The sequence below is a fragment of the Paenibacillus sp. NN59 genome (assembly GCF_057597225.1).
Genome location: NZ_CP199678.1, coordinates 6,333,498 through 6,350,672, shown reverse-complemented (window position 1 = coordinate 6,350,672; position 17,175 = coordinate 6,333,498). Strand labels below are relative to the sequence as shown.

The following is a 17,175-nucleotide window of genomic DNA, read 5'->3' as shown; positions in this document are numbered from 1 at the left end:
GCAGAGAGTTCAACAAATTTACAGATTTCAGTATTAATTTCGATATCAGATTCGGTATCCGAAAATTCAAAGGCGGCCTCATGGATTCACCATGAAAGGCCGCTTTTTTGCCTATGTGATCGTCCCTGTAAGAGAGAGTACACTTGATTTATTATTTACGCGAGGCTCGCGTACGGGAGACTTCGTCGAAGTAGAAGGAACGTTTTCCACCCGAGAATATCACGACCAACACATGGATAAACAGGATGATATACACGAGAAAGTACACCATGCTGATACCGAGCGAAATCCAGACGAGATAAGGCTGAATGACATCATCTCGATAGTTAGGGTATGCATATTTACTTACCAGTTGAATAACCGTTAACAGAAGCCACGGAGCATAGATAGCAATCAATCGTTTCAATAGTGTTGAAAGCGTCGGAGTACCCGCTTGACGATCGACATATCGGAACCGGAGAACGGCAGAGCCTGGTGTAACTCCGCTTTGAACCCATGGGATAAAGAACAGAACAATAACCATCGCCGTGGACGTATTTAGTACATCCTGGATATCGTTGGACAAGGTGAAGATTGACATGAGATTGGCGATAATCCCCACCACAATACCATCGATCAGTAGTGCAAGTAACTGTGGCACAGGATAGACGCGGTTTTGCTCCACGATTTGCTCACTCTTGGCTTGAATACTCTCACGTGACGGGAACAAAGCCAACACCAGCGGGGCTGCGAAGAATCCAATCACTGCACCGGAGGTGTTCAGCATCAGATCATCCACATCGAACAGCCGGTAAGGACAACTGAAATATCCGTATAACCCGGTGAGTTGGGTGACTTCGAAAAATAAGGAAAGCCCGAAACCAGCGACGAAGGCATGTTTCCAGAACGCCCTCTTTTGCCAGAAATACCGGATATATACCCCCAGTGGCATGAGCAGTAATACATTGAACAGCACTTGCAGGAAAGCTCGGCCCTTAATCATGTTGATCCACGTAGAGGGTTGAGACCAGATGATCGGTGTTTCCCTCATAATGTCTTTCACAAACATAAAGGGTTGAAGGTTGTAATACACCGCATTCGCTGCGTGGCCAGCACAGTTATTTCGAGTCGCGGGAAGCGGCAGGATCACCAGGCAGTAAGCAGCCATGAGGAAGAAAATAAAAGAAAAGCTGACGGCAAACCGAGACCAGCTGAAGAAGCCGTCTTTGCGATAACCATAGATTAACCACGGCACCAGCAAAAACATGGAAGCAATGACAAAGATGATAAACGCGGTCTGAATGGGGAAAACATAGGATGACATAAGCAGAAACTCCTTTGGCATGGAAATACAAGCAGAGGACAATGTCCGTAAGGTTTATAAAATGATTTCGTTACACTGTTTGGATACTTATATATTAAGCGGATTTCCTTAAAGCAAGGGTAGAATCAAGTTTAAATTTGGTTTAAATTCGGTGTAGGTGGAACCTTCCATATAAGTTAAACCGTGTTGCAGTGATCCATCGTATGGAACAAACGGCCCAAATCCCGTATACTTGCATGTAAGCCAATTTTAGAATGGAGAGTTTAATACATATGTCTACTTTGCCTAATTGTCCGAAATGTAATTCGGAATATACGTACGAGGATGGAAATTTGCTCGTTTGCCCGGAATGCGCGCATGAATGGTCTTTGGAAGCAGATCAAGGGGACGCTGAGGAATCCAAAGTTGTGCGTGATGCCAATGGAAATGTACTGAATGATGGGGATACTGTTACGGTCATTAAAGACCTCAAGGTGAAAGGCAGCTCACTCGTCGTGAAACAAGGAACCAAGGTGAAGAATATTCGTCTGATCGATGGAGATCACGATATTGATTGCAAGATCGATAGCTTGGGTGCGATGAAGTTGAAGTCCGAATTTGTGAAAAAGATCTAGGCTGCTGTCGTTCAGGGACTGCACTGTACGTGAGTTCAAATATACTTGTCTTCATCCATGAAGAACGTTCATTTCTGCATTGCTGTGGAAGTGAACGTTCTTTTTGGCTGTGCTGAAAGAAGAAGAATGAACCTTTGAAGGATCGGCTTTGTCTATAGATTTGAAAAGGCTGATGCAGAGAAAGGAGGAGAGTTGTTTGACTGAAAAAGAACTGTTCGAAATGTACAAAAAAGATGTGTACCGGACGTGTTACTACATGCTCCATCATGCGCAGAATGCGGAAGATGTATGCCACGACGTTTTTGTTACCGTCTTCCGTCAGGATTGGAGGAAGGTAGATTACATGAAAACATGGCTGATGAAAATCACAGTGAATCACTGCCTTAATTTTATGAAAAGAGAGCATGCATCCAAGCAACGGGAAAAAAGGCTTTTTATGCTCACGCCGCAACGAACGGTTGATCCGGTTGACGAGGTGGCTCAGCATGCGGAGGAATCGGATCTCTGGGAACAATGGGTTCAGGAGTTGCCTGAGAAAATACGTTCAGCCATTCTGCTACGCTATATGAACGAATTCAGTTTATTGGAAACGGCCGAAACGCTGGAAGTTCCGCTGGGTACGGTGAAGTCAAGAATATATAAGGGAATTCGTCTGCTGAGGAAAAAATGGGAGAAGGCCAGCAAACAATATCAGAAAGGGGAAGTGTACAGTGAAACATACGGAAAAAAGATTGTCTCATCATCTGAAAAATGATGCGGATATCCATTATCCCGATTTTAATGCCATGTGGGATCAGATCCAAAAGGATCAAGAACGTTGCCCTGAGCTTCATGCTTCAGCGAGGAAAGAAAATGTACGTCGGAACCTGAGATGGAAAAAAACCACACTGATCGGAACAGCAGCCGTTATTCTTATGGCGACACCTGTATATGCAGCAGTCCACTATGACTGGTTTGACCTGTTGGATCACCGGAGTGGTATCCAGAATGCGCTGCAAAATGGACTTGGGCAGAAACTTAATCAATCGGTGACAGTCGGCGGGGTAACATTAACACTCGATACTGCCTTTACTGATGATAATCGTACCGTTATTTTGTACACCTTGAACCCCGGTAAGTACAAAGGGGATACGGTAAGATTCCCTTCGATCGGTCTGCGCGATGAGACGGGGAAGCAAATCGAAGGCAGGTATTATCATGATTTTGATCAGGTGAACGGAGTATACAAAGGTTATTTTGAAACGGAGTGGACACCGTCAGGAAAAGAGGCCGATGTTGATTTTACAGTAAGTGGAGTCCAGGTATTGGCTCCCGAAGAACAGGCAATTAACCTGGATCTTTCCCAGCGGCAGTCACAAGGGTTTGATATTCATAAAGACGGCTTGGGTAAACTTGCAGTGAGTGTATTCAACGAGAAAGATAATCAAGTGATGCTGTCTACATCGTTAACTTTTGACCAGTCTGATGTCCGTGAGTATGCTTATCCTTTTTTGAAGATTTATGATCAGAAAGGACAGACATTAGATTCGGTTGCACCGAGTATAAACGGTAAGCCAGGAGCACATGGTGAATATATATCAGAACAGTTCTATAACCTGGATACGTTAGAGCAGCAAGCCTCATCTTATGTACTCGCGTATCATAAAGAAGAAGGTAGAATGGATCAGCCCCTGAATATCGGTATACGATTAGATAAAACGGAGATGCTTAGCGGCACGAGCAAAAGAGTGTTGAATCTCCCTCTGGGCCAGCAATCTGAAGGGGTACTCGTAAAGGAGGCCATCATTACACCGACACAAATCCGGGTGATTCTTGCTCAGGATCGATCCATCTTGCAACTGCCCTATTTGAAATATGATCTGGATGTGAATGGCACCCGGTTGGAAGGTAACGTATGGATGTCAGATCATTCAAATCAAATGGAACTGCGTTTTGAAGTAAACCCAGGTCTGAAGATTAATCCGGATACCCCAATGACTCTGTATGCCCATCATCAAGTCCAATATATTGAGGGTGAGTTCGAGCCGGTTACTTTACCTGCAATTGGTGAGAAGCCACAAGTTATGGATTCAAAGCTTGGTGGTTATACAATCCATTGGACATATTACCTTAAGGACGGGGATTTGTATGTGGAGAGGTATAGTGATGATCCACGTTTCGGGGGGATGAATCAGACCTTTATGCTCTTAAAGGGTGAACGAAGCTATGGTATGCCCACCAAGACCCAGTTTGCGGGCGACGGAGACAATCAGGGCATTGATCGGTATGAGAAGTATACATCGGATACGGCCGTTGTATATCCTTGGATGTACAGTATAGAAGAACCGGAAGCTAAAATAGCTGTACCATTAGTGGAAGAGATGCAAAAATAAGAAGGGTTGATGTAATACGGTTTGTATTTTATAAATGAGTGAACTATTCTGGTTTATTGTGAATTTAGAGTTGACAGTAAATATTTAGGAGAACTATACTTGGTAAAATTAAAATAACAAACGCAATGATCAGGAGTATTAAGGTATATGGCTTGGTTCAGAGAACTGTCAATTCGGTGAGAGACAGTCCAGCCTGTCCCCAACTCACCTGTGAGCGGCAGGATCGAATGCGTTCCACGTAGATTCTGACGAGTAACCTCCGTCATCAGGTCATGAGATGTTATGGAAGGATAGGTTGGTATAATCCTGTCTATGAACAAAAAGAGTGGTACCGCGAAGGTCAGACCTGTCGCCTCTTAGCTGAGGTGGCAGGTCTTTTTGATGTTCTGTCAAGCTTAATTCCAGAGAAAAGGGCAGGTGTACAAGAGATGGACAGAGATCGAGAGCGCATTATTCAATATTATTCCGGTTTTGATGAGTGGGGCAGGCTGGAGCGTGAACCCATTGAATTCATCATTAACATGCATTATATTCGCGAACATCTTCCGCCAAGCGGTCTGATTCTGGATAACGGTGCTGGACCAGGGAAATATGCGATGGAACTCGCCAAACGGGGATACCAGGTTACGTTATCGGATCTTACACCTTCATCCGTAGAACAAGCACGAGAAAAGGCCGAAGCGTTTGGGCTGACACAGCAGTTTGAGGGATTTCATGTATTGGATGCGACTCATCTGAACGGGATTGCCGATGAAACCTATGATGCGGTGCTTATGCTGGGGCCGCTGTATCATCTGCAACAGGAAGAAGCGCGGGAGGCGGCAGTGCGTGAACTTTATCGGGTAACAAAACCGGGAGGCGTTGTATTTGTGGCGGTACAGACCCGGATGCGGATGAGCATCAACTCACTGCAATCGCCGCATCATTGGAGGCCCAATGACAGCATGGATGCGATCCGGTCTTTTGTAGAAAGAGGCACATTTGATCATCAGGATCAGGGCCGCTTTACGGGAGCATACTATTTTCATGTGCAGGATGTTGTGCCGTTCATGGAACAGCAGGGCTTCGAGACTGTTCAGCTGATTGGTTCCTCCAGCCTTAAAGCAATGATCACGGATGAACAGGAGTACTATTGGAAGGAACGGGGCGAGGAGCAAGAACTGCTTCAATACTTGATTGAGGCGGCCAAAGACCCTTCCATTCTGGGAATCTCGTCTCATCTGCTGTATGTCGGAAGGAAGTTGTAGAAGAAAAGTACCCTCTGGAAACAGAGGGTACTTGTATTTCTGCTCAAAATAGTCCAATATAAAGGTATATAACAAAAGGTGATCTACTTACAATAGGTTAGATGAACGACGGATCGCTTCATACACAGGGAGGAACATATCATGGAAATCGGAATTAGTACATTCGTGGAAACAAACCCGGATGTTAATACAGGAGAAGTAATTAGCCACGCGCAGCGTATTCGTGATGTTGTGGAAGAAATCGTTTTGGCAGATCAAGTGGGTCTGGATGTGTACGGTGTAGGGGAGCATCATCGTTCGGACTATGCGGCTTCATCCCCGGCAGTCATTCTTGCGGCGGCAGCTTCGCAGACGAAAAACATTCGCTTGACCAGTGCGGTAACCGTGTTGTCGTCGGATGATCCAGTACGTGTGTTCCAGGACTTTGCGACATTGGACGGTATTTCAAATGGACGTGCGGAGATTATGGCAGGGCGTGGCTCATTCATCGAGTCCTTCCCATTGTTCGGCTATGATCTGGGCGACTATGATGAATTGTTCGACGAGAAATTGGACCTGCTTCTGAAACTGACGGAGTCGGAAAAAGTAACCTGGTCAGGCAAACATCGCCCTTCCTTCAACAACCTGGGCATCTATCCGCGTCCAGTGCAGGAGAAGCTTCCGGTCTGGATTGGCAGCGGCGGTAATCAGGAATCGGTTGTCCGTGCAGGTCTGCTCGGATTGCCGCTGGTGCTTGCCATTATCGGTGGTCGTCCAAAACAATTCGCACCTCTTGTGGAGCTGTACAAAAAAGCAGCCGCACATGCCGGACACGACGCTTCCAAGTTAACCGTTGCTTCCCACTCTCATGGCTTTGTTGCCGATACAACCGATGATGCGGTAGAGAAGTTTTTCCGCCCTGCACAAGCGGTAATGAACCAGCTGGGACGCGAACGCGGATGGGGACATTATGGCAGAGAAACATTTGATGCGGCACGTAGCCTGGAAGGTGCGCTGTACGTAGGGGATGTGGACACCGTCGCTGAGAAAATCATCTATCTGCGCAAAGAGGTTGGCATCACCCGTTTCATGTTGCATACACCACTGGGTACACAGCCGCATGATGAGGTTATGCACGCGATTGAACTACTGGGCAAAGAAGTAGCGCCGAAAGTTCGTGAGGAAATTGCACGCTGGGAAGCGGAAAATCAGGAAGCACGCTAAGCCGGCTGTAGATGATAAAAATGATCTAAATTGATCTATTCAGTACACCGAAATAGAGTAGCAAAAGAAAAAGGAGCCTGTCCTAAGCGTATTACGTACGCGAGCGGACAGGCTCCTTTTACGTTTAATTTTAACCGTTTCTACATGCAGCAATCTTGTATTTATCCATTCGCAGATTTGTTCACAAGAGAGCCTATAACCATAGCTAACGTATGATCATAGAGGGTTTTGGCGGCTTCTTCGTTTTCAATATGTCCTCCCAGGTACAGATGTATCACACCATGTAAGGGAGCCCAGATCATGCGCACCGCAAGCAGGGGATCTTGCACCTGAATCATTCCTTGTTCAATGGCTGACTCAACTAACCCAGACACCTGCTTTAGTGCAGTCGCTGTTCCCTGTAACGTCTCTCCGTCCGGTTTGAATTCGGAAAAAGAACCTCCAAACATCAGCTGATAGAAGCTGGATTGAGAAATGCCGAAGTCCCAGTAGACGTAGGCCAGATCACGGAAATATTGTTCGAACGATGCTTGCCGGGGAACAGCTTCAAAATGCTGAGCCATAACAGAGCATCCCTCTAAATATAGATGTTTGGCTAACCCTTCTTTTTTGCCAAAAAGGTTATATATGATCTTAGTAGAGCATTCCATGCGTTCGGCTACGCGGCGTACCGTGACGGCTTCGGGTCCATGCTCTTGTAATAAAGCAGCAGCAGCATGCACAACATTTTGCCGAAGATTATCCGAGTGCTGCAGTCTGGCTTCCTGAAAAGTTGTTACCGTATGTGCAGATTCCGTGGAACCCGAATGTGTATCCTTCATTGATTTCATCCTCATAACCGTATTGTTGTTAAACAGAGACTGCGACGTTTCCTTTGCTTAAGGTCATTCTACTGTTTTACGCCAGATCACGTCAATTTAATTGGATTCTTGAAAGTAAGCACTACATTCTGAAGTTGAGTTAAACAGATTGAATTTGACAGGATCATGAATATTGGTTACGATGATTCTATAAAGAAACAGTGTTTCCAATAGAAAACATGTGTTTATATTCATGCAAAGGGTGGATGAGAAATGATAAAACAACATCAATGGGCACTTATTACAGGAGCTTCTTCAGGAATAGGTGAAGTTTTTGCACTCGAAATGGCTTCGAAGGGTAACCATGTTGTGCTAGTAGCAAGAACGGAGTCTAAGCTGGAACAATTGGCAGAACGAATCAAACGTACATATCAAGTAAGGGCAGAAGTGATCGTATCGGATCTCTCCGAATTAGACGCGCCACAGAAGGTATATGAGGAATGTCAGACACGGGAAATACAGATTGATATCTTGATCAATAACGCTGGATTCGCTACTCATGGTTACTTTGAACAATTGTCGGGTTTGCGGCAACAGGATGAGATTATGTTGAACGTATTAGCTTTGACAAACATGACGCATCTTTTCTTGCCAGGCATGTTAGAGAAGGAGAATGGCACGGTTATTAACGTGGCTTCGACGGCAGCTTTCCAACCCGATCCGTTTATGGCGGTGTACGGGGCGACAAAGGCATTTGTACTTTCTTTTACAGAGGCGTTATATGAAGAAAACTGGAAGCGTGGGGTTCAATTTTTGGCACTATGTCCGGGTTCAACCGAGACGCCGTTCTTTGATGTGGTAGGTGCTAGTGAAGCTTCTGTAGGCAAACGGGATACACCTGAGCATGTCGTGGCAGTGGCCATGAGGGCGCTGGAGAAAGGCAAGCCATATGCAGTACCAGGAACCCGGAATTACTGGACAGCACAGTTCTCCCGCCTCATGCCACGCAAGTCCATGCTGCGCATTGTCGGAAGCATGTTAAGACCACGATTCTAAGATTGCAATTTAAAGCTACAAGCCTGAATTAAGCATAGAAGATGAACATTTTAGGCCAGAATGCCCTTGGCCCGAGCTTCCTTAATCCAGCTTGGAAATTCATTGAGCAGACGATCATACAATTCTTCATCGCTGATTTTCGAGATGTCGTCTAGTGCGAAGAAGTTAGCGTTATCAATGAAACGCCCTTCCATCTCATCGAGATTTTCCAAAACACCGTAATTGGCTCTACCTAAACCAACGAATTGCCAGAACAGATTTTTGGTTGAGCTTTCGGTAATCAATCGCTTGATTTTTCCTTTTTGACTAACCCCGCCATCGCTAAAAAAGATAATATACGTTGGAATCTTTACATTGGGTTCCTCGATGGTGTACTTATGAATGACATCTTGCATTACAGGAGGTTCGTTATTGGTACCGCCTTTGCTACCCAGCTTATATGTACGTTCAATATAATTCTCGAAATCTTTGGCGGTAACGCTAGGGGCACGTAAGAAGTCTTTGGCGAAGAACCATACGTCTAATTCTCCGTTATCATCAAATGCGGATGCAATCGCCAGTATCCGCTCAAAGGCTTCTTGCACGATGCCTTTACGATAAAGATGGTACATGGAGCCTGATGCATCGAATACAACGGCAACACGTGCCTGAATAGGTTCAACCTTTTTCTTTTGGAGAGACAGGGTTACTTTATGCTTGAGCAGATCGATTTTGGTTAAGTTCAGTGGTGGAGGGCTCGGGACTGATTCAGCAACAGGTAATGTGGTTTGGGAAGAGGCTGCTGCCACTTCAGCTTGTGCTGTGAGCAGAGCTTGTTCGGCTTCCGAGGCTTCGTTACTTTCAATCTCTACCCCGAAGGATTCTGCCAGCGGCTGTAATCCACCAAAGAAACCACGTCCGATGGCCCGAACTTTGAATTCGTCACGATACTTGTAAATTTCAATGAAAATAAGCGCTGTTTCTTCCGTGGCCTGCGTAATCTCATACGTAATCTGCTGGGAACCCGCTTGAACAACCGCCTGGCATGTACGAACATCGGCGAATGTATGTCCCGCATCAAGTGTAGCCGTGAACACACATTTTTCTACAGAGGCCTGCCGCAATTTATGCGTATCCAGTACAAAAGTAGACTGCCATTCCTCTATCTGTTGCAAACGAACGCTGTTATGCGGGTCAGCCTCCTGATTGTAAAATACAAAATAGTCGTCAGAGGGAACTTTTCCTGCTTCGTTTACCATGAAACAGCTAACATCCAAGGCAGAGGGGGCGGATGTGCACTTGATCGTAACCTGAAGCTGAGCGCATTCGTTGATGTTGGTATTCTGGCCTGTGTTTAATTGTATGAACGAATCTGTCATAGTCGGCTGCGCCTCTTTTCTCCAAAATAGTGGTGGAAAACAAACAGTAACAAGATAGATTCTGAACCATATGTTTCCACAAGTCAATGATTTCAGATATGCGCCTAGCCCTCCTCTGACTCGTACTTTTCCCGATGATTTTTCATCATTTTCACGTAGTCGGGATCTTTCTTCGCTACCTCCCACTGCGCTTTGAAAATGGCTGCTGCTTCCGCCTTCACGGGGTCATTCTGATAAGGCAGAATGGAGCCATCCTGCTTCGAATATTTGCGCCCACCTTTATGATTGGTATAACGTCTCGCCCGAGTGTATCCCATCTGTAAAAACTTGCGAGCCATATCCATGCCAATGAAATCTCCCTTTTTCTTATACTGCAAAAATAGTTCATAGATCTTCTCCGATGACTCTGTCGCAATCTCAGGTGTTTTGAACCGCCAGTGCGGCAGAATCTCGCTTTTGTAGGGTTCCACCATGAGCACCCCTTGCTCGCCCCGGCCAACGGTATATAATTCAGGCTGCTTGCGCAGATCGAGTTCCTCGTAATTGAGACTGTAGTCAAATTTTTTCATCGGGATATCCTCCTTAGGAAATGGTTCGTTTACGCTCCCCACATGAGCATCGTATGGTGACGTTATTGTGCCCTTTTTCCTTTTTACCCCGATTCTGATGTAACATGCACGGTTAATGGGGAATAATAGAAGGAAATGTCAGGAGGGATAACGCGATGGGCATGTCGGGTAGATATGTGGTAGTAACCGATGAATTGTTGAATTCCATTCAATCGGGAGAGGTTAGTGTGCATGATTGTCAGGTTGATCTGGATATTGATAAAACGTGGCAGATGCTACAGTTTACGTTGAATGGTAACCTCGTAGATGGAGAACCTCCACTAAGTTATGTTGTGCCGCTCGCTAGTCAACAGTATTTGGGGAACTATTCGGATATGGATCTATTCTTGATTAATAACAAGCAGGTTCTAGAGGCTTATATGGCATTGGAGCAACTTACCCCTGAGGATGTGAGGACGCGTTTCAGCTTGGACAAGATGCTTGCTGAAGGGGTATATCCCGTAATGGAAGGTTGGGACGAAGAGGAGACTTTTCAGGAGATCGTGCAAACGATTGATCAGATACAGGCTTTGTTTCAAGTGACCGTAGAGAACGGCAACGGGATTATCTTTTACGTGTTCTGAAAGGGCTCTTTCTAAAGGGATGAATTCCGATCTGTGTGCAATCATGGTTTGGAACAATGTTTGATTCATATGCCATCCGGTTATTGATACACACAAGGCAGTGCCTTGATGATATTCTGCTGAAGAGAGGGAGAGCGATTATGACACAAAATCAGAACGAAGAGAACAAAGCGATTCAAGACGATGAACCGGATCAATTCGAGACCCCTGTAACACCGGCAGATGAAGTGGAAGAGGAAGAGTCTGCGGAGGATCAGGAGCAGGAATAGTCTGAAAATAATACATGAAACAGCATGTTTCCACGCGCATGTTATGACATATGAGTGATAGAAGAACCAGAAGGCCGGACGTGTTCCGGCCTATTTGGCCTATTTTTATGCGTATCCGTTTACATTGCTTCCAAGTGCCCTCATAATATGGGATGAACCATATTTTGTTAAGGGGGAGATCCCAATTATGAGCGGAAAGTTAAGACAATGGATGGCAGTACCGCTTGTCCTGTTACTGGTTATTCTTACAGGTTGTCAGGCCGTGGGCGGAGTAGATGTTGGCCAAGCCATGGTCAATAACACCAATGTAAAATCCGGTGAAACCAAACAATCCATGCATATTAACATAGAACCGGACAAACAATTCGCAACCGACGAAGACCTCGAAATGATTAAACGAATCAATTCCATTTCACTCAACATTGATCATGCCAAGATGAAGGATACGAACACGGCATCGATCAAAGGATCAGTGAGCATCGAAGGAACGAAATTGCCTTTCCATCTGTCTATGGACAAGTCGGGCATGACCATCGATGTTGATGGTGCACAGAAACCGGTTTACATATCTCTGGATACACTTGGGGGAGCAGAGACGATGCTGCTTCCTATAGATACAAAAGAGCTGGAGAAACAGATGCAAGAGCTTTCTCCAAAGGTATTAACTTTTGTCATGAAACATCTGTCTAATCCGAAAAACATATCCGTTACCCCTGTTCAGGAAGCCGTTAATGGTGAAACATTGTCTCTGAACAAGCTGCATATGGAGATTAACGGTGAAGAGCTGCTTGCGATGGTTAAGCCGTTCCTGACAAGTATTTCTAAGGATGAGCAAGGTCTCAAACAGTTGATTGGAGACTTGTATGATGTACTGTACCCTGTATTTGAAAGTTATATGGGCTTGGAAGGTATAGAAGGAGAAGGTATGGAAGACGATGAGATGACTTCTATCTTGCCAAAATCGAAGGAGGAAGCAGTTACATCCATCTATGCCATGATCAAAGAAGGCTTGGACAGCATTCTGGTGAACTATGATCAGGAACTGAACAACCTGCTAAAAGATACACCGGAGCTGAAAACAGTATTTGGCCCTGAAACCAAATTGAATATGGACTTTTTCCTGGATAGTAAACTCGATATTCGCAAACAAAAGATGTCTTTGAAGGTGGCTGTGCCTGCATCAGAAGACTTGCCAGTGCGTTCTGTAACGGTTAGCGCAGACAGTGAGCTATGGAATATCGGCGGCGTAGTCACTGTGGATGAAGTGGATGCTTCCCGTGGTGTGATGGAACTGACCGAAGGGGAAGTTACACCGGGTCAGGTGCTTCGAAATTTTGATCCAAACTCATTTGTCTACCAACTCCTGAAAAATGAGATGAAGATTACAACCAAAAGTATCTTCCTCTATCCGGAAGACGAAGAAGTTGGAGCAATAACGGTCAAAAATACAACCTTTGTGCCGCTTCGGTATCTGTCCGAGCAATTGGATGCAGAAGTGAAATGGACGAAAGGCTCGAAACAGATCGTTGTCATTGACGACATCACTGGAGACGAGATCGTACTGACGGTAGATTCTCCGAAAGCAACTGTTGCGGGGCAAGAAGTCACGATGGTGGAATCCGCCTTTGTTGGCAAAAACGGCAAGACTTATGTGCCGCTACGTTTCATGGCAGAATCACTTGGAGCCACGATTGAAAAAGAACAAGATACAGGCTGGATTTTCATTGATCGTCCATAATACAATGTGGATCGTTATAAACGATGCGTGAATTGAAAGGGGATTTCAGAGAATGCCAGATTTCTCGTAATGATGTAGAAAAGAACAAGGCGCAAAAATTCCGTTAGACCAACACGGGATACGTCTGTCCTTTTTTGACCCATTACGAGGAGCTCCGGCGTTTGATCTGAGAGGATGAAACGACAAGGGAGTACCTCTATTGGAGGTGCTCCTTTTTGTCGTGTCATCACAAAATAATCCCTAAGAGGTGTTCTATATGAATCATCGTTTCACGATTGTTGCTAATTCGGTAATGTTACGTCCTTTTACCTTGCAAGACCAAGCCGCGCTGGCAACCTTGACACATCAGCCTGAAATTACCGACCTGTTACCCGATTGGAAGATGACAGAAGAGCAATTAAGTGAATTTTTGCAGTTTGTCGTAGGGAGTTATGAACAGTTTGATCCGCAGGATGTACGGATTATGCTTGCGGTCATTCATCAGGAGAGTCAGCGGTTGATCGGTTGGTGCGGTGTGTTTCCTAACGATATGCTTGATCCGTCTGATCGTGAGTTAGCTTATGCCATTTCACGCGATCAACGCAACAAAGGTTATATCACGGAGGCGGTACGAGCGTTGACAGCATATCTATTCGAACATACGTCGTTAAACCGGATTGTGGGCATCGTGAAGACGTACAACCCAGCTTCTCGTAAAGTGCTGGAGCATACAGGCTTCCAGTATGTGAATCGGAGACGCCTGTCTGACGGGGAGGTCTATGATTATTTTGAACTTCACAGCATGGATTCCAATGGGAAAGCCACTGGGCGGATTAAATCCAAACCATTATTGATAAACCTGCGCCGAGCAGAACACGAAGATGCAGTTGTGCTGACAGCAATTTGCACACGTGCTTTTGATCATGCCATGCATGTCTGGGCGAACGGAGAGCAGGACTTGGATAGCAATCTTTGTCCTCCGGGTTATAATGCTGTTCGCTTACATGAGTATGTCATTCGTGAGTGGGACTACTATGTAGTGGAAGCAGATGGTTGTGCAATCGGTGGACTCAGCATCAATCTGTTGGGATATGAAGTCGCAAGGCTGGATAAAATCTATATCGACCCTGTCTGCCAAGGGCGAGGTGTTGGATCCCAAGTGATTCGTCAGATGGAGGCCGCTTATCCTCAGATTCGGCATTGGAGGCTGGAGACTTCTGGCCGGCAACGGGAAAATCACCATTTTTACGAAAAGCTCGGTTATGTTCGTATGTATGCCTCTGACGAGGAGTACGGTTATGAGAAGAAGATCGATGGCGGGAGTGGGCAGCGTGATCCAGTGAAGGAGCGAGAACACGTTCAGGCGAACCTGGATTCGATGTGGTACAGTGCCAGTACAATGAAGAACAGCCACATTACCGATTGTAATCTGAGTGGAAGCAAATTAACGAACTTGAATATGACGGAAATGTTGCTGGCAGATTTACGTTTAACAAACACCAAGTTGGAATTCTGTGCGCTGGGCGGGGTTCAGTTTCAGGATACACATCTTGGTGCAGACCGTGTGCCAATGCATTGGAGACATTGTGATTTGGGAGACAGTCGTTTTGTCGACTGTGATTTTTCAGGTGTTGAGCTTGAAGCTTGCCAAGTGGCAGGAATGAAAATTAATGGGATTCCCATCGAGAAATTAATGGAGGCATATGAGTTGTCGAAGCCATGTTAGAGTCCAATTTGAAAAGGGTATTGAAGTATGGATGATCTAAAAAATCATTAGGAGGTCTATACCATGACAGAACGGTTCACCAATAAAGTTGTCTTGATTACAGGAGGTGGCTCGGGGCTTGGCCGGGCGGCTGCAGTAGAGGTCGCGCGAGAAGGGGCAAAGCTATCTCTGGTGGATGTTAACATGAAGGCACTGGAGGAGACCAAGCGGGTAATTTCGGAAGAAGTGAACGGAGCTGAGTTTCTGTTGATCGAGGGAGACGTAGCCGATGAAGAAGCCGTTAAGAAATATGTTCGGGATACCGTGGACAACTTCGGACGCATCGATGCATTTTTTAACAACGCGGGCATTGAGGGCAAACAGAATCTGATCGAAAACTATGAAACCGAGATGTTCAACAAGGTAATCGACATTAATTTAAAAGGTGTATTTTATGGCTTGAAACACGTGTTGCCTGTGATGAAAAAGCAAGGCGAAGGCTTTATCGTCAACACCTCCTCCGTGGGTGGTATTCGCGCTGTGCCTAATCAGATCGCTTATGGGGCAAGTAAACATGCCGTTGCAGGCATGACCAAGGATGCTGCGATTGAATATGCAGAGCATGGTATTAGCATCAATGCAGTAGCTCCAGGAGCCATTTTGACAGACATGGTTATCGGTTCATTCAAACAGATTAACCCAAATGACTGGGAGTCGGCGTCCAAAGAGTTTGTAAAGGACAACCCGGCCAAACGTCTGGGTGATCCCAAGGAAGTCGGACGTCTGGTCGCATTCCTGCTGTCCGGTGAATCGCCATTTATCAACGGAGCCATCATTCCGATTGACGGTGCACAATCTGCCAAGTACTAAATCAGTCAGGATAAGATCATAAAAAACATAAATATGCCCTTCCGAGCCACATTAGCGCTTGGAAGGGCATATTTTGTTGTTTAGATTTCATCGAATGACATTTTTACTGAATCCGGTGCTGCCAGCCGTATAACCCATCCTCTGATAAAATGCATGCGCCGCTTCACGATCCGCACGATTGCCGCTGTTTAGCGACAGAGAGTCCGCCTGCTGTTCGGCCGCCCACTGCTCAGCTGCGAGTAGAAGCTGACGGCCGATACCAGAGCTGCGGTAATGTTCATGAACAACCAGTGCCATGATGCGGCAATGTCTGCCGTTCTTTTCATATGAATAGGATGTCTGCAGGCCAATCAGTCCCACTATATGTCCGCGCACTTCGGCTACCAACGTTGTAAAATTCGCATCAGCAGCGATATGAGCGTATCTTTCCTGCATCTCGGCGTAGGTTGTGGGGTATCCCAGTTGATCCATGAGAATAACCATGTCCTGTACATCCTGTTTGGTGCTATGCCGAATATTTACATCTAGACTCATACACGCGACAACTCCCCGGAACGTTCTTTAAGAGACAGATCAATGATGGTGTCGAGCAACTTGGCAAAAGAAATCCCGGCAGCGGCTGCACTTTTGGGTAGCAGACTGTTCCGTGTAAGCCCCGGTAAGGTGTTTACCTCCAGCACGTAAGGCACCCCATCCCGAATGAGCATATCCACCCTAGCGTAGACACTGCATTTGAGAACGTTGTAACAAGTTAACGCTGCGGCTTCTACGCGCTGATGCAGCTCAGAAGGTAATTGCACGACCTGCTCATCCGCACCGTTATCATCATACTTGGCAGCATAATCAAAAAAGGCAGCATTGGCACGAATCGAGATCACGGGTAGCATTTTACCGTCTACAATGGCGCAGGTAATCTCTTCACCCTCAATATATTGCTCAATCATTACACTGTCATCCCAGGCAAGAGCAGCCTCTACTGCGGCAGGCAGGGCTGATGGCTCATGAACGATCTGTGTTCCAATGCTGGAACCGCCTGAGTTGGGCTTGACGACCACCGGGTACGTTAAGTGCTGGACAGCCACAGAGGACAGATCTTGCATTCGATTCACTTGAAGCCAGTCTCCCGTGAGTACTCCTGCTTGCCGCATGAGCTGTTTGGACATGTCCTTATCCATGCATACGCTACTTGCAAGTACGCCGCAACCTGTATAGGGAATGCCTAGGGATTCAAGCGTGCCTTGCACCGTGCCGTCTTCTCCGTATTTTCCGTGCAGGGCAAGCAAGGCTACATCAATTCCATCCGATTTATCGATCAAATCGCGTTTGGAATTCAGCTCAATCGGTATGACCTTGTATTTACTTCTGTCCAGATTCGCAATCATCTCCTGTCCGGTGAGCAGGGATATATCCCGCTCTGAAGATGTACCGCCCATAATAACGCCGACTTTCATGTGAAAATCCTCCCCTAA

General features: G+C 45.9%; 17 protein-coding genes. 11 read left to right on the top strand and 6 right to left on the bottom strand.

Annotation, left to right across the window (positions count from 1 at the left end; genetic code table 11):
• Positions 1-151: 151 nt before the first annotated feature.
• Positions 152-1,303, bottom strand: coding sequence for a VanZ family protein (locus tag ACT89M_RS27670; protein WP_487344952.1), 1,152 nt, complete (start codon positions 1,301-1,303; stop codon positions 152-154).
• A 272-nt stretch (positions 1,304-1,575) separates the two neighbouring features.
• Here ACT89M_RS27670 and ACT89M_RS27665 point away from each other — a divergent pair, with 272 nt between their 5' ends.
• From ACT89M_RS27665 to ACT89M_RS27645, 5 genes are all read left to right on the top strand, one after another.
• Positions 1,576-1,917 (top strand): zinc ribbon domain-containing protein YjdM, encoded by a 342-nt coding sequence (locus ACT89M_RS27665; RefSeq protein ID WP_090921192.1) that lies wholly within the window; start codon positions 1,576-1,578, stop codon positions 1,915-1,917.
• Between the two features lie 196 nt (positions 1,918-2,113).
• On the top strand, positions 2,114-2,671 hold the full coding sequence (locus ACT89M_RS27660) for an RNA polymerase sigma factor (protein WP_336121606.1): 558 nt from the start codon (positions 2,114-2,116) through the stop codon (positions 2,669-2,671).
• Positions 2,628-4,289 (top strand): DUF4179 domain-containing protein, encoded by a 1,662-nt coding sequence (locus tag ACT89M_RS27655; RefSeq protein WP_154889902.1) that lies wholly within the window; start codon positions 2,628-2,630, stop codon positions 4,287-4,289. The genes ACT89M_RS27660 and ACT89M_RS27655 overlap by 44 nt, the downstream gene beginning before the upstream one ends.
• Positions 4,290-4,717: 428 nt before the next feature.
• The gene (locus ACT89M_RS27650; protein WP_154889904.1) at positions 4,718-5,536 is read left to right on the top strand and encodes a class I SAM-dependent methyltransferase; all 819 of its coding nucleotides are present in this window, start codon (positions 4,718-4,720) and stop codon (positions 5,534-5,536) included.
• 141 nt (positions 5,537-5,677) lie between these two features.
• Positions 5,678-6,739, top strand: coding sequence for an LLM class flavin-dependent oxidoreductase (locus tag ACT89M_RS27645; protein WP_090921199.1), 1,062 nt, complete (start codon positions 5,678-5,680; stop codon positions 6,737-6,739).
• 161 nt (positions 6,740-6,900) lie between these two features.
• Here ACT89M_RS27645 and ACT89M_RS27640 read toward each other — a convergent pair whose 3' ends face one another.
• A complete protein-coding gene (locus ACT89M_RS27640) occupies positions 6,901-7,560 on the bottom strand; it encodes a TetR/AcrR family transcriptional regulator (RefSeq protein WP_154889906.1) in 660 nt (219 codons plus the stop codon).
• Positions 7,561-7,812: 252 nt separating this feature from the next.
• On the opposite strand from ACT89M_RS27640, the gene ACT89M_RS27635 reads away from it, so the two are divergent.
• Positions 7,813-8,595 carry an SDR family NAD(P)-dependent oxidoreductase gene (locus ACT89M_RS27635; protein ID WP_336121608.1) on the top strand — a complete coding sequence of 261 codons (783 nt, stop codon included), beginning with the start codon at positions 7,813-7,815 and terminating at the stop codon, positions 8,593-8,595.
• Between the two features lie 50 nt (positions 8,596-8,645).
• Here the strand turns inward: ACT89M_RS27635 and ACT89M_RS27630 are convergent, their stop codons facing one another.
• Together ACT89M_RS27630 and ACT89M_RS27625 are read right to left on the bottom strand one after the other, a co-directional pair.
• A complete protein-coding gene (locus ACT89M_RS27630; RefSeq protein WP_308722574.1) occupies positions 8,646-9,953 on the bottom strand; it encodes a VWA domain-containing protein in 1,308 nt (435 codons plus the stop codon).
• A 104-nt stretch (positions 9,954-10,057) separates the two neighbouring features.
• On the bottom strand, positions 10,058-10,522 hold the full coding sequence (locus ACT89M_RS27625; protein WP_336121609.1) for a DUF4385 domain-containing protein: 465 nt from the start codon (positions 10,520-10,522) through the stop codon (positions 10,058-10,060).
• A 155-nt stretch (positions 10,523-10,677) separates the two neighbouring features.
• On the opposite strand from ACT89M_RS27625, the gene ACT89M_RS27620 reads away from it, so the two are divergent.
• From ACT89M_RS27620 to ACT89M_RS27600, 5 genes are all read left to right on the top strand, one after another.
• A complete protein-coding gene (locus ACT89M_RS27620; protein WP_090921209.1) occupies positions 10,678-11,145 on the top strand; it encodes a DUF1877 family protein in 468 nt (155 codons plus the stop codon).
• A gap of 140 nt (positions 11,146-11,285) precedes the next feature.
• Positions 11,286-11,414: a hypothetical protein gene (locus ACT89M_RS27615; protein WP_487344951.1), complete on the top strand. Its 129-nt coding sequence runs from the start codon at positions 11,286-11,288 to the stop codon at positions 11,412-11,414.
• Between the two features lie 187 nt (positions 11,415-11,601).
• A complete protein-coding gene (locus ACT89M_RS27610; RefSeq protein WP_487344950.1) occupies positions 11,602-13,152 on the top strand; it encodes a copper amine oxidase N-terminal domain-containing protein in 1,551 nt (516 codons plus the stop codon).
• A 256-nt stretch (positions 13,153-13,408) separates the two neighbouring features.
• A complete protein-coding gene (locus tag ACT89M_RS27605) occupies positions 13,409-14,857 on the top strand; it encodes a GNAT family N-acetyltransferase (protein WP_487344949.1) in 1,449 nt (482 codons plus the stop codon).
• A 63-nt stretch (positions 14,858-14,920) separates the two neighbouring features.
• Positions 14,921-15,706, top strand: coding sequence for a glucose 1-dehydrogenase (locus ACT89M_RS27600; RefSeq protein ID WP_154889921.1), 786 nt, complete (start codon positions 14,921-14,923; stop codon positions 15,704-15,706).
• Positions 15,707-15,793: 87 nt separating this feature from the next.
• On the opposite strand, the gene ACT89M_RS27595 is transcribed toward ACT89M_RS27600, so the two are convergent.
• Together ACT89M_RS27595 and ACT89M_RS27590 are read right to left on the bottom strand one after the other, a co-directional pair.
• Positions 15,794-16,240: a GNAT family N-acetyltransferase gene (locus tag ACT89M_RS27595; RefSeq protein ID WP_308722576.1), complete on the bottom strand. Its 447-nt coding sequence runs from the start codon at positions 16,238-16,240 to the stop codon at positions 15,794-15,796.
• Complete coding sequence (locus ACT89M_RS27590; protein WP_308722577.1) at positions 16,237-17,157, bottom strand: D-alanine--D-alanine ligase; 921 nt, start codon at positions 17,155-17,157, stop codon at positions 16,237-16,239. Before ACT89M_RS27590 ends, ACT89M_RS27595 begins: the two co-directional genes overlap by 4 nt.
• Between the last annotated feature and the right edge of the window lie 18 nt (positions 17,158-17,175).